The following is an 18,372-nucleotide window of genomic DNA, read 5'->3' as shown; positions in this document are numbered from 1 at the left end:
CGTTCGCCGGCAAGCCGGCTCCTACACCACCCACCGGTAGGAGCCGGCTTGCCGGCGAAGGGCCGCAAAGCGGCCCCATGGCACCGCCACCCAGGAGCAGGCCCCGTGAAGTCCCTCGACCAACTCGTCTTCGACAACCGCTTCGCCCGCCTGGGCGATGCCTTCTCCACCCAGGTGCTGCCCGAGCCGATCGCCGACCCGCGCCTGGTGGTGGCCAGCGCCTCGGCCATGGCCCTGCTCGACCTCGACCCGGCCGAGGCCGAGCAAACCGTGTTCGCCGAGCTGTTCAGCGGCCACAAGCTCTGGGAACACGCCGACCCGCGGGCGATGGTCTACTCCGGGCACCAGTTCGGATCCTACAACCCGCGCCTGGGCGATGGCCGTGGCCTGCTGCTGGGCGAAGTGCGCAACGACGCCGGCCAGCACTGGGACCTGCACCTCAAGGGCGCCGGCCAGACCCCTTACTCGCGCATGGGCGATGGCCGCGCCGTGCTGCGCTCGTCGATCCGCGAGTTCCTCGCCTCCGAGGCCCTGCATGCCCTGGGCATCCCCAGCAGCCGCGCGCTGTGCGTGATCGGCTCGAGCACCCCGGTATGGCGCGAAACCCGCGAGAGCGCGGCGATGCTGCTACGCCTGGCGCAGAGCCACGTACGCTTCGGCCATTTCGAATATTTCTATTACACCCAGCAGCCAGAACAACAGCGCGTGCTGATCGACCATGTGCTGGAACAGCACTACCCCGAATGCCGGGCAGCCGAGCAACCCTACCTGGCCATGTTCCGCAGCATCGTCGAGCGCAACGCCGAGCTGATCGCCCGCTGGCAGGCCTATGGTTTCTGCCATGGGGTGATGAACACCGACAACATGTCGATCCTGGGCATCACCTTCGACTTCGGCCCCTACGCCTTCCTCGACGACTTCGACGCCAACTTCATCTGCAACCACTCCGACGACCGTGGCCGCTACAGCTACGCCAACCAGGTGCCCATCGCCCATTGGAACCTCAGCGCGCTGGCCCAGGCGCTGACCACGGTAATCGAGGTAGAGCCGCTCAAAGAGACGCTGGGGCTGTTCCTGCCGCTGTACCAGGCCCATTACCTGGACGTGATGCGCCGACGGCTGGGCCTGACCACTGCCGAGGATGACGACATGGCGCTGGTCGAACGCCTGTTGCAACGCATGCAGAGCGGCGGCGTGGACTACAGCCTGTTCTTCCGCCGCCTGGGCGAGCAGCCGGTGACCGACGCGCTGCAGGTGGTGCGCAACGATTTCGTCGACCTGGCCGGCTTCGATGCCTGGGGCGCGGACTACCTGGCGCGCTGCCAGCGCGAGCCGGGCAATGCCGACGGGCGGCGCGCGCGGATGCATGCGGTGAACCCGCTGTACGTGCTACGCAACTACCTGGCGCAGAAGGCGATCGAGGCTGCCGAAGCGGGTGACTACAGTGAAGTGCGGCGGTTGCACCAGGTACTGAGCAAGCCCTTCGAAGAGCAGCCCGGGATGCAGGCCTATGCCGAGCGACCACCGGAATGGGGCAAGCACCTGGAAATCAGTTGCTCGTCATGAATCCTGGGGCCGCTTTGCGGCCCATCGCGACACAAGGCCGCTCCCACAGGAGTCCGCGTATCCTTGCGGGAACGGCCTTGTGTCGCGATGGGCTGCAAAGCAGCCGCAAAAATCTCAAGGAAACAACATGTCCGAACCCCTGGTAATCCCCTGCCCCCACTGCAACGGCCTCAACCGCCTGCCCGCCGAACGCCTGGGCGACAGCCCCAAGTGCGGCCGCTGCAAGCAGGATGTGCTGCTGGCCCGCCCCTTCGACCTGAGCGAAGGCAACTACGCCGCCCAGGTCAAGGGCGACCTGCCATTGCTGCTGGATGTCTGGGCCGACTGGTGCGGCCCGTGCAAGAGCTTCGCCCCGGTGTTCGAGCAGGCCGCGCGACAGCTCGCTGGCCGCTGCCGCCTGGCCAAGCTCGACAGCGAAGCCAACCGCAACCTGGCCGGGCAGCTGGGCATTCGCTCGATCCCCAGCCTGATCCTGTTCAGGAACGGCCGTGAAGTGACCCGCCAGGCCGGTGCGTTTCCACTCCAGTCATTGCTGGAATGGCTACGCAGCCAGGGTATCTAAGCGCTGCGCTCCAGCAAGTCATGCAGCTCGACGAACTGCTGGGTCAGCTTGTGCCGTGGCTCCAGGTGGATCAGCGGCAGGCTGGCATGGTGCGACTCGCGCATCTTCACCGAACTGCCCAGGTACACCGGCAGCACCGGCAGGCCTTCGGCCAGCAGCTCGTCGAGCATTTGCTGGGGCAGGCTGGCACGTGACTGGAACTGGTTGACGACGATGCCCTCGACCACCAGTTCGTCGTTGTGGTCTTCCTTGAGTTCGTCGATCTCGGCCAGCAGGCCATACAGGGCCTGACGCGAAAAACTGTCGCAGTCAAAGGGGATCAGTACGCGATCGGCGGCGATCAACGCGGAAACCGCATAGAAATTAAGGGCCGGCGGGGTGTCGATGTAGATCCGCTCGTAGTCCTCGTCCAATTCGTCGAGGAGCTTACGCAGCTTGTTGATCTTGTGCTTGGCCTCGAGCTTGGGCTGCAGGTCGGCCAGCTCGGGAGTGGCAGTGACCACGTGCAGGTTGTCGAAGGGGGTTTCGTAGATATCGACCTTGTTCTTCTTGGCAAAGGGCCCGCTGGACAGCGACTGCTTGAAGAAGTCGGCGATGCCCATGGGGATGTCGTCGCCGGTCAGGCCGGTCAGGTACTGGGTCGAGTTGGCCTGGGCATCCAGGTCGATCAGCAGGGTCCGGTAGCCCTCGTTGGCGCTGACCGCCGCCAGGTTGCAAGCGATGCTCGACTTGCCCACGCCACCTTTCTGATTGAACACCACGCGCCGCATGAGAGACCTCCGTGTATCAACGAATGCCCGAGTATGTGGCCAGCGCGGCGGTTTAGCCAGCACCTTCGGGCTGCTCCAGCCCAGCCAGCAGGGCGCCGAAGGCATTGGCCATGGCCGAGCCCGACGCCGCGCGACGCACCAGCCAGACGGCGGTCATCGCCTCGTCGTCCAACAGGGTGCGGTACACCACGCCCTCGATACGCATGCGCTGGAACGACGCCGGCAGCACCGACACCCCCAGCCCCGCCGAGACCAGGCCGATGATGGTCATCGCCTCGCCCGCCTCCTGGGCGAAATGCGGGGTGAAGCCGGCCTTGCGCGCCAGGCTCAGCAACTGGGCGTGCAAGCCGCTGCCATAGCTGCGCGGAAAGAACACGAACGGCTCCTGGGCCAGGGCCTGCATGTACAGCCCCTGGGCGCTGCCGGCCGCCAGCGGGTGCGAGGCATTGAGCACCGCCACCAGGGGCTCGCGGAACAACTCGGTACAGACGATACCGTCCGGCAAGGGCATCGGGCGCATCAGGCCGACCTCGATGGACTCGTCGAATACGGCCTCCACCACCTCGCGGCTGCTCATTTCCTTGAGGTTCAGGTGCACCGCCGGGAAGCGCTGGCGAAAGGCATGGATGGCCTGGGGAATACGTGAGGTGAAGGGTGCCGAGGAGGTGAAGCCGACCTTCATCTCGCCCAGTTCGCCCAGCTGCGCCCGGCGGGCCACATCGGCGGCCTTTTCCACTTGCGCCAGCACCTGCCGGGCTTCTTCCAGGAATAGCCGGCCGGCTTCGCTGAGCGCTACACGACGGTTGGTGCGCTCGAACAGGCGCGCCCCAAGCTCCTGCTCCAACGCCTGAATCTGCTGGCTCAGCGGCGGCTGGGAGATCCCCAGTTGCTGGGCGGCGCGACCGAAATGCAGCTCTTCGGCCACCGCGACGAAGTAACGCAGGTGACGCAGTTCCATGGCCCACTCCAAACAAGTCGTAAAACGTCTCAAACAGGTCGAACAATATATTGGATCTAATCATTAGCCAGCTATATGCTTTTTTCACCGCAACACCTGGCCCCAGCGCCCGAGGTATCCGTCCGTGAGATCCGCCGTCGCCCCCCTGCCCCCTGAACCCAGCCCCGTGGTCAACGATATCTGGATCGAAAAAGGCACTCCTGGCTTCATCAAGACCGTGCTGGCGCTGTTCAGCGGCGGCTTCGCCACCTTCGCCCTGCTGTACTGCGTGCAACCGATGATGCCGCTGCTGTCCCGGGAATTCGCCATCAACGCCGCGCAGAGCAGCCTGGTGCTGTCGGTGTCCACCGCCATGCTGGCCATCGGCTTGTTGATCACCGGCCCGATTTCCGACCGCATCGGGCGCAAGCCGGTGATGGTCTTCGCCCTGCTGTGCGCGGCATTGTCGACCCTGGCCAGCGCGGTGATGCAAAGCTGGGAGCTGGTGCTGGCCACCCGCGCCCTGGTGGGCCTGTCGCTGAGCGGCCTGGCGGCGGTGGCCATGACCTACCTGAGCGAAGAGATCCACCCGCAGCACATCGGCCTGGCCATGGGCCTGTATATCGGCGGCAATGCCATCGGCGGCATGAGCGGGCGACTGATCAGCGGCGTGCTGATCGACTTCGTCAGCTGGCATGCGGCAATGCTGGTGATGGGCGGCCTGGCCCTGGTGGCAGCCGTGGTGTTCTGGAAAGTCCTGCCCGAGTCGCGCAACTTCCGCCCACAGCCGTTGCAACCGCGCAGCCTGCTGGACGGTTTCGTCATGCACTTCAAGGACGCCGGGCTGCCTTGGCTGTTTCTTGAGGCGTTCCTGCTGATGGGCGCCTTCGTCACCCTGTTCAACTACATCGGCTACCGACTGCTGGCCGGGCCTTACCACATGAACCAGGCCTTGGTCGGCCTGTTGTCGGTGGTGTACCTGTCGGGGATCTACAGCTCGGCACAGGTCGGCGCGCTGGCCGACAAACTGGGACGGCGCAAGGTGTTCTGGGCCAGTATCGTGGTGATGGCCAGCGGTTTGCTGATGACCCTGGCCAGCCCGCTGGCGCTGATCATCGTCGGCATGCTGGTGTTCACCTTCGGCTTCTTCGGCGCGCACTCGGTGGCCAGCAGCTGGATCGGGCGGCGGGCACTGAAGGCCAAGGGGCAGGCGTCGTCGCTGTACCTGTTCAGCTATTACGCGGGGTCGAGTGTCGCCGGAACGGCGGGCGGGGTGTTCTGGCACCAGTGGGGCTGGAACGGCATCGGCCTGTTCATCGCCAGCCTGCTGGCGGTGGCGTTGCTGGTGGCGCTGCACTTGAGCAAATTACCGCCAAAGACTTTCTGATCGCTGGGGCCGCTTTGCGGCCCTTTCGCGACACAAGGCCGCTCCTACAGGGGTACGCGTTTCCCTGTAGGAGCGGCCTTGTGTCGCGATGGGCTGCGCAGCAGCCGCAAAATCTCGGATCAGTTGATGATCTCGACGATATCCACATCCACCTCACGGCTCATCAGGTGCTTTTCCACCTCGCCGGTCAGCTTGACCTTGGTCTTTTCATTGAACGGCGTCGGCGGCAGGTCTTCGTCGTCGATTTCAACGGTGATGCTGCCGGTGTTGTCCTTGAACTCGTACTTGTCGTCGTTGTTGATCTTCTTGGTCACGTAACCCTGCAGCACCACGGGGGTGTCATCGGCAGCTTCCTTGGCGGCGGCAACGGTGGTCACGGCTTGGGCGCCAGGGCCGGTGTAGCCGGCAGCCAGGGCAGCGGTGCTGAACAGCGGGGCGAGGATCAGGGGCAGGTAACGGGCTTTCATGGTGATCGGGTCCTGTTTGCGTTTTGATGGTCCCAGATTACCGACGATCGCTGAATTGAAACTTAATACAACAAAAAGCCCGGCACTTGGCCGGGCTTCTCGCGTTGCACACCAATTACTGGTGGTACTGCGCCGACAACTCGTGCACGGCGTTGATGAACACGCCAGCGTGCTCCGGATCGACCTCGGGGGTGATGCCGTGGCCCAGGTTGAACACATGGCCAGTGCCCTTGCCATAGCTGGCGAGGATCCGCGCGACTTCCTGGCGAATGGCCTCGGGCTTGGCGTACAGCACGGTCGGGTCCATGTTGCCTTGCAAAGCCACCTTGTCACCCACGCGACGGCGGGCATCGCCGATTTCGCAGGTCCAGTCCAGGCCCAGCGCATCGGCGCCAGCCTCGGCGATGCTTTCCAGCCACAGGCCGCCGTTCTTGGTGAACAGGATCACCGGCACCTTGCGCCCTTCGTGCTCGCGGATCAGGCCGCTGACGATCTTGCGCATGTAGTTTAGCGAGAACTCCTGGTAGGCCGCCGCCGACAGGTTACCGCCCCAGGTGTCGAAGATCTGCACCGCCTGGGCACCGGCCAGGATCTGGCCATTGAGGTAGCTGGTGACCGACTGGGCCAGCTTGTCCAGCAACAGGTGCAGGGCCTGGGGGTTGTCATAGGCCATGGCCTTGGTCTTGCGGAAGTCCTTGGACGAGCCGCCCTCGACCATGTAGGTGGCCAGGGTCCAGGGGCTGCCGGAGAAACCGATCAACGGCACGCGGCCATTGAGTTCGCGACGAATGGTGCTGACCGCGTCCATCACGTAGCCCAGGTCTTTCTGCGGATCGGGGATCGGCAGCGCCTCGATGTCGGCCAGGGTGCTGATGACCTTCTTGAAGCGCGGCCCTTCGCCGGTTTCGAAGTACAGGCCCTGGCCCATGGCGTCGGGGATGGTGAGGATGTCCGAGAAGAGGATCGCCGCGTCCAGCGGGTAGCGGTCCAGCGGCTGCAGGGTGACCTCGCAGGCGAACTGCGGGTTCATGCACAGGCTCATGAAGTCGCCGGCCTTGGCCCGGCTGGCGCGGTACTCCGGCAGGTAGCGGCCGGCCTGGCGCATCATCCACACCGGGGTGACGTCTACGGGTTGCTTGAGCAGTGCACGAAGGAAGCGGTCGTTCTTCAGGGCGGTCATAGCGATATCCGGCAGAAAGGTGGGGGCATTTTCGCAGACCCCACCGGAAAAGGCACGGCGTGAAGCCGCGCCAATTTGTCTATGCGGACAGGAAACCTCAGTCGGCGACCTGCTCGAACGCGTAGCCCAACGACAACAATGTCTGGTCGGTCCATTTCGAAGCCGTGAAGTACAAGCCCATGGGCCGCCCGGAAGGTCCGCGACCTGCCGGTACCGTGAGCCCCGGGTAACCAGCCTGCGCCCCATACCCGGCAAGCCTGCCGAGGGTCAGGTCGACCAATGCGACCAGACCATGCGCGGCGAGGGCGTCATCGATCAGCTTGCGGCTTTCGTTGCGTAATTGCTCCGCGAACACCTGGTAGAGCGGCTCGGGAATGTTCACTGATTCGGCAAGCAGCAACATGTCCTGGCCATAGCCCGCCTCATCAGGATTGGCGATGTTGAAGGCAATCACGTCAGCCAGGGTCTTCACTGCAATACCAGGCCGGCCGGCCAGGTAGGTCGCCAGCTCGCGTTTCACGTCGACGCACAACACAACGATCTGCGCCTCGTTCAGCGCCGGGAAGGTGAAATCAACGGGCACCAGCGTCGCGCCGGCACGCTCCAGCCTGGCGGCCATGATGGCGAACTCAGGGTGCTGATTCAGCGGGGTGCCGTCGGCAGCCATTGCCGGGTAGCCCAGTTTCGCGCCCTGCAGCGCATTGCTCTGCAGCCCTGATGCGTAGTCGATCAACGCCGTAGGGGCGCCCTCGACCACAGGGCCAGGTCCGTCGACCCCGAACATCGCATCGAGCAGCAACGCAGCATCCATGACGTTGCGCGCCATGGGCCCCGCGGTGTCCTGTCGCTTCGTCAGCGGCACCAGGCCGGACTGGTCGAGCAGGCCCAGCGTCGGGCGCAACCCGACGACCCCACTGACCACCGCCGGTCCCACCAGCGATCCACTGGTCTCGGTCGCGACGGCCATCGGTGCGTAGCCAGCACTGACCGCCACTGCCGAGCCAGAACTTGAGCCACGCACCGGGAAGTCGAGCCCCAAGGCACTGCGCGTCTGCCCACCGCGCCCACTCCAGCCAAGCGGCATTGTGCTCCAGTCACGCATACCGACCCATTCACTGAGGTTGGTCTTGCCCAACACCACCACGCCAGCAGCACGCAGGCGCTGGACCACATAGGCATCCGCAGCGGCCGGCTCCCCCACCAGCGCCGGCGAGCCAGCGCTCGTCTGCATGAGATCTCCGGTATCGACGCTGTCCTTGATCAGCACCGGGATACCATGCAAAGGCCCACGCAGCGTGCCCGCCGCGCGCTCCGCATCCAGGCTTGCAGCGATGCTCAGCGCCTCGCTGTTGGTTTCGATCACGGCTCGCAGGCTCGGCCCCTCCCGGTCGAGCGCCGCGATGCGCGCCAACGCGCGGGTCACCAGCTGGACCGAGGTCAGCGAGCCGTCCTCCAGGCGTGTTTTCAACGCGCTCATGGAGGCAAAGTCGCTGCTGTCAGCCTCGATGATCGACGTGAAGGCTGGGCCATCGAATTCAGAGCTGGCCCGTGCAGCGCTGTTCAGCAGGGCGGCAGGGTTTAATGCAGAAAGGTGCATGCAGGTAATTCCTTGAATGGGTTACTGCCTCGTAAGGCTTGACCTACCCAGTCTCGGAATTAGTGCGCGTGCAAAACAGCGGGGCTTTCAACATGCCGCGCGGGGTAAATCCCACGGGCACAACGGCGTTTTTCCCACGCCTACAAGTCACTCGGAAACGCTCCCCCGCAGCTGCCGCGGCGCACCTGCAGGAGAGAGCGTGCCCAGGTTTGTGGCCGGATCAGACCTCGAGGTAGTCCAGGATCCCTTCGGCGGCGGTACGCCCTTCGAAGATCGCCGTCACCACCAGGTCCGACCCCCTTACCATGTCGCCACCGGCAAACACTTTCGGGTTGCTGGTCTGATGCTTGAACTTGCCCTTCTCCGGCGCCACCACGCGGCCTTGGCTGTCGAGCTGGATGTCATGCTGCTCGAACCATGGCGCCGGGCTCGGGCGGAAGCCGAAGGCGATGACCACGGCATCGGCCGGCAGGATCTCCTCGGACCCCGGGATTGGCTCCGGGCTGCGCCGGCCACGGGCATCCGGCTCGCCAAGACGGGTCTCGACCACCTTCACGCCCTCGACCTTGTCCTCGCCGACGATGGCGATGGGCTGGCGGTTGTAGAGGAACTTCACGCCCTCTTCCTTGGCGTTCTTCACCTCTTTGCGCGAACCCGGCATGTTGGCTTCGTCCCGGCGATAGGCGCAGGTCACCGACTTGGCGCCCTGGCGGATCGAGGTGCGGTTGCAGTCCATCGCGGTGTCGCCACCGCCGAGCACCACGACCTTCTTGCCCTGCATGTCGACGAAGTCTTGTGGCGACTTTTCAAAGCCCAGGTTGCGGTTGACGTTGGCGATCAGGAAGTCCAGCGCGTCGTGCACGCCCGGCAGGTCTTCCCCAGGGAAGCCGCCCTTCATGTAGGTGTAGGTGCCCATGCCCATGAACACCGCATCGTACTCGGCCAGCAGCTGCTCCATGCTGATGTCCCTGCCCACCTCGGTGTTCAGGCGGAACTCGATGCCCATGCCGGTGAAGACTTCGCGACGATTGCTCAGCACGGTCTTTTCCAGCTTGAATTCAGGGATGCCGAAGGTCAGCAGGCCACCGATCTCCGGGTTCTTGTCGAACACCACCGGGGTCACGCCAGCACGCACCAGCACGTCGGCGCAGCCCAGGCCCGCAGGGCCGGCACCGATGACGGCGACACGCTTGCCGGTGGGCTTGACCTTGGACATGTCCGGGCGCCAACCCATGGCGAAGGCCGTGTCGGTGATGTACTTCTCCACCGAGCCGATGGTCACCGCGCCGAAGCCGTCGTTCAGGGTGCAGGCACCTTCGCACAGACGGTCCTGCGGACACACCCGGCCACACACTTCCGGCAGGGTGTTGGTCTGGTGCGACAGCTCCGCCGCCGCCAGGATGTTGCCCTCGGCGACCAGCTTCAGCCAGTTGGGAATGAAGTTGTGCACCGGGCACTTCCACTCGCAGTACGGGTTGCCGCAGCCCAGGCAGCGGTGGGCTTGCTCGACCGACTGCTGCGGCTTGAAGGGTTCGTAGATCTCGACGAACTCCTTCTTGCGTTGGCGCAGCAATTTTTTCTTCGGGTCCTTGCGGCCCACTTCGATGAACTGGAAGTCGTTGTTCAGACGTTCAGCCATTTTTCAAAACCTCTTTACCGCAGTTGCCGGCATTCGCCGCAAGCTGCAAGACGATCACTTGAGCCGGGCAGGCCCCGCGCACGGGGCTGCCACTTGCAGCTGTTGTTACTGCGGGTTGGCGCGGGTGCTGGACAGCAGTTGCTTGAGGTTGGCCGCCTTCGGCTTGACCAGCCAGAAGCGCCGTACATAGTCGTCCAGGTTCTCCCAGAGCTCACGCCCCCACTCGCTGCCGGTTTCTTCCACGTACTCGCCCAGGACCCGCGCCAGGTGGCTGCGGTAGGCCTCCATCGCCTCACCACTGATACGCTGGATTTCCACCAGCTCATGGTTGAGTTTGTCGACGAAGCTGTTGTCCATGTCGAGCACGTAGGCGAAACCGCCGGTCATGCCGGAACCGAAGTTGTAACCGGTCTTGCCCAGGACGCAGACAAAGCCGCCGGTCATGTATTCACAGCAGTGATCGCCGGTGCCCTCGACCACAGCGTGGGCCCCGGAGTTGCGCACAGCGAAACGCTCGCCCGCGGTGCCGGCGGCGAACAGCTTGCCGCCAGTGGCCCCGTACAGGCAGGTGTTGCCGACAATGGCGCTGTGCTGGGTTTCGAACGGGCTGCCGGCAGGAGGCACGATGGTCAGCTTGCCACCGGTCATGCCCTTGCCGACGTAGTCGTTGGCATCGCCCTCAAGGTGCAGGTTCAGGCCACCGGCGTTCCACACGCCAAAGCTCTGCCCCGCGGTGCCCTTGAAACGGAAGGTGATCGGCGCCGCGGCCATGCCCTGGTTGCCGTGCAGCTTGGCGATCTCGCCGGAGATGCGCGCCCCGATGGAACGGTCGCAGTTGCAGATATCGAGGGTGTACTCGCCACCGGCCAGGTCACGGATCGCCGGCAGGGCCATCTCGACCATCTTCTCGGCCAGCTCGCCCTTGTCGAACGGCGGGTTCCTGTCGACTTCGCAGAACTGCGGCTTGTCCGCCGGAATGTGCGAGCTGCCCAGCAGCGGCGACAGGTCGAGGTGCTGCTGGCGCTCGGTGTCACCCGGCAGCACGTCGAGCAGGTCGGTACGCCCGATCAGCTCGCCGAGGCTGCGCACGCCGAGCCTGGCCAGCCATTCGCGGGTTTCTTCGGCGACGAAGGTGAAGAAGTTGATCACCATGTCGACGGTGCCGATGTAGTGGTCCTTGCGCAGCTTGTCGTTCTGCGTGGCCACGCCGGTGGCGCAGTTGTTCAGGTGGCAGATGCGCAGGTACTTGCAGCCCAGGGCGATCATCGGCGCGGTACCGAAGCCGAAACTCTCGGCACCGAGGATTGCTGCCTTGATCACGTCCAGGCCGGTCTTCAGGCCGCCGTCGGTCTGTACCCGCACCTTGCCGCGCAGGTCGTTGCCGCGCAGGGTCTGGTGGGTCTCGGCCAGGCCCAGCTCCCACGGGGCGCCCGCGTATTTGATCGAGGTCAGCGGCGACGCACCGGTGCCACCGTCATAGCCGGAAATGGTGATCAGGTCGGCGTAGGCCTTGGCCACGCCAGCGGCAATGGTGCCCACGCCGGCTTCGGCCACCAGCTTGACCGACACCAGCGCCTGCGGATTGACCTGCTTGAGGTCGTAGATCAGCTGGGCCAGGTCTTCGATCGAGTAGATGTCGTGGTGCGGTGGCGGCGAGATCAGGGTCACGCCCGGTACCGCATAGCGCAGCTTGGCGATCAGGCCGTTGACCTTGCCGCCCGGCAGCTGGCCGCCCTCGCCGGGCTTGGCGCCCTGGGCCACCTTGATCTGCAGCACTTCGGCGTTGACCAGGTATTCCGGGGTCACGCCGAAGCGGCCGGTGGCCACCTGCTTGATCTTCGAGCTCTTGAGGGTGCCGTAGCGGGCCGGGTCTTCGCCGCCCTCGCCGGAGTTGGAGCGCGCGCCCAGGCGGTTCATGGCCTCGGCCAGGGCTTCGTGAGCCTCTGGCGACAGTGCGCCCAGGGAGATGCCGGCGGAGTCGAAGCGCTTGAGGATGGCCTCCAGCGGTTCGACTTCATCCAGTGCCAGGGCCTGGTCAGCCACTTTCACTTTCAGCAGGTCGCGAATCATCGACACCGGGCGCTGGTCGACCAGCGTGGTGTATTCCTTGAACTTGGCATAGTCGCCCTGCTGCACGGCGGCCTGCAGGGTGTTGACCACGTCCGGGTTGTAGGCGTGGTACTCGCCACCGTGGACGAACTTGAGCAGGCCGCCCTGCTGGATCGGCTTGCGCGCACTCCAGGCTTCGGCGGCGAGCAGCTTCTGGTCGCCTTCGAGGTCGACGAAACGCGCACCCTTGATGCGGCTGGAAACGCCCTTGAAGCTCAGGCCGACCACTTCCTCGGCCAGGCCCACGGCTTCGAACAGCTGGGCGCCGCGGTAGGAGGCAATGGTGGAGATGCCCATCTTCGACAGGATCTTCAGCAGGCCCTTGGAAATGCCCTTGCGGTAGTACTTGAAGACCTCGTCCAGATCGCCCAGCACTTCGCCGGTGCGGATCAGGTCGGCCAGCACCTCATAGGCCAGGTACGGGTATACGGCCGAGGCACCGAAGCCCAGCAGCACGGCAAAGTGGTGCGGGTCGCGCGCGGTGGCGGTCTCGACCAGGATGTTGCTGTCGCAACGTAGGCCTTGCTCGGTCAAGCGGTGATGCACCGCACCGACGGCCAGCGAAGCATGCACCGGCAGCTTGCCCGGGGCGATGTAGCGGTCGCTCAGCACCAGCTGGGTCTTGCCGCCGCGCACGGCCTCCTCGGCCTGGTCGGCGATGTTGCGGATGGCCGCTTCCAGGCCGACGCTCTGGTCATAGTTGAGGTCGATCAGCTGGCGGTCGAAGCCTTCGCGCTCCAGGTTCATCAGCGAACGCCACTTGGCGGGCGAGATCACCGGCGAACTGAGGATCACCCGCGAGGCATGCTCGGGGGATTCCTGGAAGATGTTGCGCTCGGCGCCCAGGCAGATTTCCAGGGACATGACGATCGCTTCGCGCAGCGGGTCGATCGGCGGGTTGGTCACCTGGGCGAACTGCTGGCGGAAGAAGTCGTACGGCGAACGCACGCGCTGCGACAGCACGGCCATGGGCGTGTCGTCGCCCATCGAGCCGACCGCTTCCTGGCCCTGCTCGCCGAGCGGGCGCAGCACCTGGTCACGCTCCTCGAAGGTGACCTGGAACATCTTCATGTATTGCTTGAGCTGGTCGGCGTCGTAGCTGGCCACGCCCTGGTCGTCGCTCAAGGTCGCCTGGATGCGCGTGGCGTGCTGACGCAGCCAGCGCTTGTACGGGTGGCGCGACTTCAGGCGGTTGTCGATGGCGTCGGTGTCGAGGATCTGGCCGGTCTCGGTGTCCACGGCAAGGATCTGCCCCGGGCCGACCCGGCCCTTGGCCAGGACGTCCTCAGGTTGGTAGCCCCACACGCCGATTTCCGAGGCGATGGTGATGTAGCCGTTGGTGGTGGTCACCCAGCGCGCCGGACGCAGGCCGTTGCGGTCGAGCAGGCACACCGCGTGGCGGCCTTCGGTCATGACGATACCGGCCGGGCCATCCCACGGCTCCATGTGCATGGAGTTGTATTCGTAGAAGGCGCGCAGGTCGGCGTCCATGGTCTCGACGTTCTGCCAGGCTGGCGGCACCAGCATGCGCACGCCACGGAACAGGTCGATGCCGCCGGTGACCATCAGCTCGAGCATGTTGTCCATGCTCGAGGAGTCGGAACCGACGCGGTTGACCAGCGGGCCGAGCTCTTCCAGATCGGGGATCAGGTCGTTGGCGAACTTGGTACGCCGGGCCATGGCCCAGTTGCGGTTGCCGGTGATGGTGTTGATCTCGCCGTTGTGGGCGAGGAAGCGGAACGGCTGCGCCAGCGGCCATTTCGGCAGGGTATTGGTGGAGAAGCGCTGGTGGAACACGCAGATCGCGGTCTGCAGGCGCTCGTCGCCAAGGTCCGGATAGAACGCCGCGAGATCGCGCGGCATCATCAGGCCTTTGTAGATGATGGTCTTGTGCGAAAAGCTGCAGATGTAGTGGTCGGCGTCATGGGCGTTGGCCACGGACGAACGGCGACGGGCACTGAACAGCTTGATGGCGAATTCCTGGTCGCTCAGGCCTTCACCGCCGATGAACACCTGTTCGATCTGCGGCAGGCGCTCCAGGGCCAGGCGGCCAAGCACGCGGGTGTCGATCGGCACCTTGCGCCAGCCGACCAGCTTCAGGCCGGCAGCGACGATTTCGCGGTCCATGTTAGCGCGGGCGGCTTCGGCTTTGACCGGGTCCTGGTTGAAGAACACCATGCCGACGGCGTACTGCCGGGGCAGCTCGACGGCGAAGTGCTCCTGGGCCACGGCACGCAGGAATTGATCGGGCTTCTGCATGAGCAAGCCGCAACCGTCGCCGGTCTTGCCGTCGGCGTTGATGCCGCCGCGGTGGGTCATGCAGGTCAGCGCCTGCATGGCGGTTTGCAGAAGGTGGTGACTCGGCTGCCCCGTCATATGGGCGATCAGGCCGAAACCACAGTTGTCCTTGAATTCTTCGGGATGGTACAGACCTGTTTTCATAGACACTTTCTCACCAGGTTCACCTCTCAACCGGAGGCAAATCTCTTTTTTAACAACCACTTACCATCCACGCCGATCAAACGCCAGCTTTTTTGCGGTGGTCATGGAAAACCATTGTTGCACAGCGATAGCGACGCCCACAAATTTTCATGTCTCACCATTGAAAATTTATGTCGCAATTTTGAATGTTTTTCGCCTTGCGTCGTGATAGCGACTTGGCTTGAGTCTGAAGCGTTTCAGCCAGGACTGCAAGGGAGGGCTTTTGGCCGGCAGTCTGGGACAGAAAAGCCTGCCGCGCGGGGTGCGCAGCAGGCTAGACGTGAATCAGGATTCGCTCAGCAACTGGGCGGCGGGGTGCTGCCGCCCGGAAGGTATCAGCGGGCCGTGGCCAGCTCTTGTTGGACGCTGCCGACGGTACGTGGCCAAGGTTTACCAGCCTGGACCTTGGCTGGCAAGTTCTTGATTGCCGCAGCCGCGGCGTCGCGGCTGGCGAAGTTGCCGTAGGTCACCACGTACAGTGGCTTGCCCTGCAGGTTTTTCTTGAAGTAGCGATAGTCGCCACCCTGGGCCTTGACGAACGACTGGGCCGACGCCTCGGAGCTGGTGCCGAAGATCTGCACCACGTAATTACCGGGCTTCTGGCCGGCATACCAGCTGCTGTTGCCGGCGCCACCGGCAGCGGGCTTGGCTGCTGGCTTGGCACTGGCGACCTGGGTCGGGGCCGCTGCCGGCTTGGCAGGCGCAACCGGCTTGGCTGGCTGGGTTGCAACCGGTTTCGCCACTGGCGCAACCGGCTGTGCCGGAGCGGTTGTCACCGGCTGGGCCGGGGTTGGCGCGGGGCTGGCGGTGGCACCGGCTGGCGGCGCGATGGTAGTCACGGTCGGCGGTACGGCCGCCGATGGCGCGGCAGGCTGCAACGCGGTATTGCCGGCCGGGCCACCTTCCTCGCCCTCGCCCATGCCAGCGGCTTCGGCCAGCGGCTCGCGCATCACCGGTTGCGACTGGCCCACCAGCGGCAGTGGCATTGGCTGCGAGGAGCCAGAGAACTCGATGGCGGGCGCGCCACCATTGCCGCCCTGGCCCAATGGCAGCTGGGCCTGGGCGGCGGGCGCCTCGGCCGGGGCCTTGTCGCCCTTCTTGGGCATCAGGACCGCCGCGCCAACGGCGACCACGACCACAGCGGACAACGCGAGCACGTGTTTCTTAGGCATTTTGAACCCCATGGATGGTCGCTTGGCCGTGGTGCGGCTGGCGATCATGGCTTCGATCAAGGTATCGCGGGCAACCTGGTTGATGTTGCCAGGCCAACCGTCGGAGTTTTCGTGGATGTCGACGATCTGTTCGCGGGTGAACACCTCGATGCCCCGGCCGGCGCCGTCCAGGCGCTGCTCCAGGTACTCGCGGGTCTCTTCCTCGCTATAGGGCGCCAGCTCGATGACATGGAAACGCTCGCCATCGGCATTGAGCTCCTCCAGCCCGGCGATCAACGACGGCTCGCCAAACAGGAACACATGCGGTCGCCCTTCGGCGACGCCGGCCGCCAACTCCAGCAACGCTTGGAGTGCCGACTCGTCGAGTTGTTCCGCGTCGTCCACCAACAGATAGACTTCCTGGCCGGTCAGGGCCAGTTGCACCACCTGCTTGAGGATCGCCTGCACTTCGGCCTGGGCCACACCCAGCGACTGGGCTACCTGGCCGAGCACGCTGGCCGCGTCCGCAGCGCCGCGGGCGGACACCACCACGCTTTGCACCGACTGCTTGTTGGTGCTGGCCACCAGCGCCTGGCGCAGCAGGGTCTTGCCGCTGCCCATGGGGCCAGTAACCGCCAGCATCAGCTGGCTATAGCGCGCCAGGTGGTGCAGTTGGCCCAATACCGGCTTGCGCTGGGCAGGGAAGAACTTGAAGCCAGGCACCCGCGGCGCGAACGGATCGTGGGTCAGCTGGTAATGTTCGAGGAACGCCTCATCGGCATGCAGAGTGCTCATTGCGTTGTCACAACCTCAAAGCTGGGCCACGATCGCGCGGTAATCCGCCGCCAGCGTGGCCTGTAGAATCTCTTTCGGATAGTCGTCGGTGACGACGGCCTCGCCCAGCTGGCGCAGCAGCACCAGGCGCAGGCGCCCGTCGAGCACTTTCTTGTCGACCGCCATGTGCTCCATGAAATGCGCCGGGGTCATTTCCTGTGGTGGCACCACCGGCAATCCTGCGTCCTGCAGCAGGACAATGGCGCGGTCCCGCGCCGACTGATCGATCCAGCCTAGGCGCATGGACATCTCCAGGGCCATGACCGTGCCCGCCGCCACGGCTTCGCCGTGCAGCCAGACGCCATAGCCCATATGCGTTTCGATGGCATGGCCAAAGGTATGGCCAAGGTTGAGCGTGGCGCGCACGCCCGACTCGCGCTCATCGGCACCCACCACGGCGGCCTTGGCCGCGCAGGAACGGCGGATGGCCTCGGTCAGCGCAACCGGCTCCAGCGCCCGCAGCGCCTGCATGTTGTCTTCGAGCCAGACCATGAACGGCTCGTCGCAGATCAGGCCGTACTTGATGACTTCGGCAAGGCCGGCGGACAGCTCGCGTTCTGGCAGGGTCTTCAGGCTGGTGGTGTCGATCAGCACCGCGTTGGGCTGGTAGAAGGCGCCCACCATGTTCTTGCCCAGCGGGTGGTTGATGCCGGTCTTGCCGCCCACCGAGGAGTCGACCTGGGACAAGAGGGTAGTCGGCACCTGGATGAAATCGACGCCGCGCTGGTAGCAGGCGGCGGCGAAACCGGCCATGTCGCCGATCACACCGCCGCCGAGGGCCACCACGGTGGTGCGCCGATCGTGCCGAGCGGTGAGCAGCGCGTCGAAAATCAACTGCAGGGTTTCCCAATTCTTGTGGGCCTCACCGTCAGGCAACACCACCGGCAGCACCGAATAGGCACCCAGGGTCTTGCTCAGGCGTTCGAGGTACAGGGGCGCGACGGTCTCGTTGGAGACGATGGCGACCTGTCGGCCGGCAATGTGCGGCGCCAGCAGCTCGGGCTGGTCCAGCAGGCCCTCGCCAATGTAGATCGGGTAGCTACGTTCGCCCAGGTCGACCTTTAGTGTCTGCATGTATCCCCACAATGTACTAAGGCGCGGCGGCGTCGGAGCGGCCCCGCGCGGTGACGTTCAACCCCGTCCCGGCGTTGGTCGCCGAGCATAGTCCCCGCTCAGCGGGGCGGCAACTTCTGCAAGCGCTCGAGAATGTCCAGCACCACCATGCGCGGTGGCCGTTCGTCGGTTTCTACCACCAGGTCGGCGATCTCGCGGTAGAGCGGGTCCCGGGTCTCCAGCAGGGCACGCAGGGTGGCCTCCGGGTTGGCGGTGCGCAGCAGCGGCCGGTTGCGATCCCGCGCAGTGCGCCCGACCTGCTGCTCGACCGAGGCGTGCAGGTAGATCACCCGCCCGCCGGCAAACAGCGCGGCGCGGTTGGCATCGCGCATCACCGCGCCGCCACCGGTGGCCAGCACCACGCCGTCGAGGGCGCAGAGCTCGGCGATCATCGCTTGCTCGCGATCACGAAAGCCCGGTTCGCCTTCCTTGTCGAAGATCCACGGGATGTTGGCGCCGGTTCGCAGTTCGATTTCCTTGTCGGAATCCTTGAACAGCAGGCGCAGCTCTTTGGCCAACAGGCGTCCGATGGTGCTTTTCCCAGCGCCCATGGGCCCCACAAGTATCAAATTTCGCACA

Annotated in this window: 13 protein-coding genes; 3 read left to right on the top strand and 10 right to left on the bottom strand. The window is 64.9% G+C overall.

Translation table 11 applies throughout. The features are described 5' to 3' along the window. Positions 1-105: 105 nt before the first annotated feature. Positions 106-1,566, top strand: a complete 1,461-nt coding sequence (selO, locus tag KSS95_RS04700; protein ID WP_217852080.1) for a protein adenylyltransferase SelO — start codon at positions 106-108, stop codon at positions 1,564-1,566. Positions 1,567-1,693: 127 nt separating this feature from the next. Continuing rightward, positions 1,694-2,128, top strand: a complete 435-nt coding sequence (gene trxC / locus KSS95_RS04695; RefSeq protein WP_217852078.1) for a thioredoxin TrxC — start codon at positions 1,694-1,696, stop codon at positions 2,126-2,128. Here trxC and KSS95_RS04690 read toward each other — a convergent pair. Further along, complete coding sequence (locus KSS95_RS04690; RefSeq protein WP_134691366.1) at positions 2,125-2,898, bottom strand: ParA family protein; 774 nt, start codon at positions 2,896-2,898, stop codon at positions 2,125-2,127. The genes trxC and KSS95_RS04690 overlap by 4 nt on opposite strands. Positions 2,899-2,950: 52 nt before the next feature. Next, positions 2,951-3,856 carry a LysR family transcriptional regulator gene (locus KSS95_RS04685; RefSeq protein ID WP_217852076.1) on the bottom strand — a complete coding sequence of 302 codons (906 nt, stop codon included), beginning with the start codon at positions 3,854-3,856 and terminating at the stop codon, positions 2,951-2,953. 124 nt (positions 3,857-3,980) lie between these two features. Between KSS95_RS04685 and KSS95_RS04680 the strand changes: the two genes are divergently transcribed. Then, positions 3,981-5,222, top strand: a complete 1,242-nt coding sequence (locus KSS95_RS04680) for an MFS transporter (protein WP_217852074.1) — start codon at positions 3,981-3,983, stop codon at positions 5,220-5,222. 119 nt (positions 5,223-5,341) lie between these two features. Here KSS95_RS04680 and KSS95_RS04675 read toward each other — a convergent pair whose 3' ends face one another. The 8 genes from KSS95_RS04675 to aroK all read right to left on the bottom strand — a co-directional run bounded on the left by KSS95_RS04675 (position 5,342) and on the right by aroK (position 18,371). Continuing rightward, positions 5,342-5,689: a NirD/YgiW/YdeI family stress tolerance protein gene (locus tag KSS95_RS04675; protein ID WP_134691363.1), complete on the bottom strand. Its 348-nt coding sequence runs from the start codon at positions 5,687-5,689 to the stop codon at positions 5,342-5,344. Between the two features lie 115 nt (positions 5,690-5,804). Then, positions 5,805-6,869 carry a uroporphyrinogen decarboxylase gene (gene hemE / locus KSS95_RS04670; RefSeq protein ID WP_217852072.1) on the bottom strand — a complete coding sequence of 355 codons (1,065 nt, stop codon included), beginning with the start codon at positions 6,867-6,869 and terminating at the stop codon, positions 5,805-5,807. A 97-nt stretch (positions 6,870-6,966) separates the two neighbouring features. Next, complete coding sequence (locus KSS95_RS04665; protein ID WP_217852070.1) at positions 6,967-8,466, bottom strand: amidase family protein; 1,500 nt, start codon at positions 8,464-8,466, stop codon at positions 6,967-6,969. Positions 8,467-8,686: 220 nt separating this feature from the next. Beyond that, positions 8,687-10,105, bottom strand: a complete 1,419-nt coding sequence (locus KSS95_RS04660) for an FAD-dependent oxidoreductase (protein ID WP_217852068.1) — start codon at positions 10,103-10,105, stop codon at positions 8,687-8,689. Positions 10,106-10,210: 105 nt separating this feature from the next. Then, positions 10,211-14,656 (bottom strand): glutamate synthase large subunit, encoded by a 4,446-nt coding sequence (gltB, locus tag KSS95_RS04655; protein ID WP_217852066.1) that lies wholly within the window; start codon positions 14,654-14,656, stop codon positions 10,211-10,213. Positions 14,657-15,030: 374 nt separating this feature from the next. Beyond that, positions 15,031-16,641: an SPOR domain-containing protein gene (locus tag KSS95_RS04650; protein ID WP_217852064.1), complete on the bottom strand. Its 1,611-nt coding sequence runs from the start codon at positions 16,639-16,641 to the stop codon at positions 15,031-15,033. A 15-nt stretch (positions 16,642-16,656) separates the two neighbouring features. After that, a complete protein-coding gene (aroB, locus tag KSS95_RS04645) occupies positions 16,657-17,754 on the bottom strand; it encodes a 3-dehydroquinate synthase (RefSeq protein ID WP_217852062.1) in 1,098 nt (365 codons plus the stop codon). A gap of 98 nt (positions 17,755-17,852) precedes the next feature. After that, a complete protein-coding gene (aroK, locus tag KSS95_RS04640) occupies positions 17,853-18,371 on the bottom strand; it encodes a shikimate kinase AroK (protein WP_217852060.1) in 519 nt (172 codons plus the stop codon). Between the last annotated feature and the right edge of the window lies 1 nt (position 18,372).

Source organism: Pseudomonas muyukensis, from assembly GCF_019139535.1.
Taxonomy (GTDB): domain Bacteria; phylum Pseudomonadota; class Gammaproteobacteria; order Pseudomonadales; family Pseudomonadaceae; genus Aquipseudomonas; species Aquipseudomonas muyukensis.
Note: the sequence above shows the minus strand (reverse complement) of the source record. Positions and strands in the feature narration are given on the sequence as shown.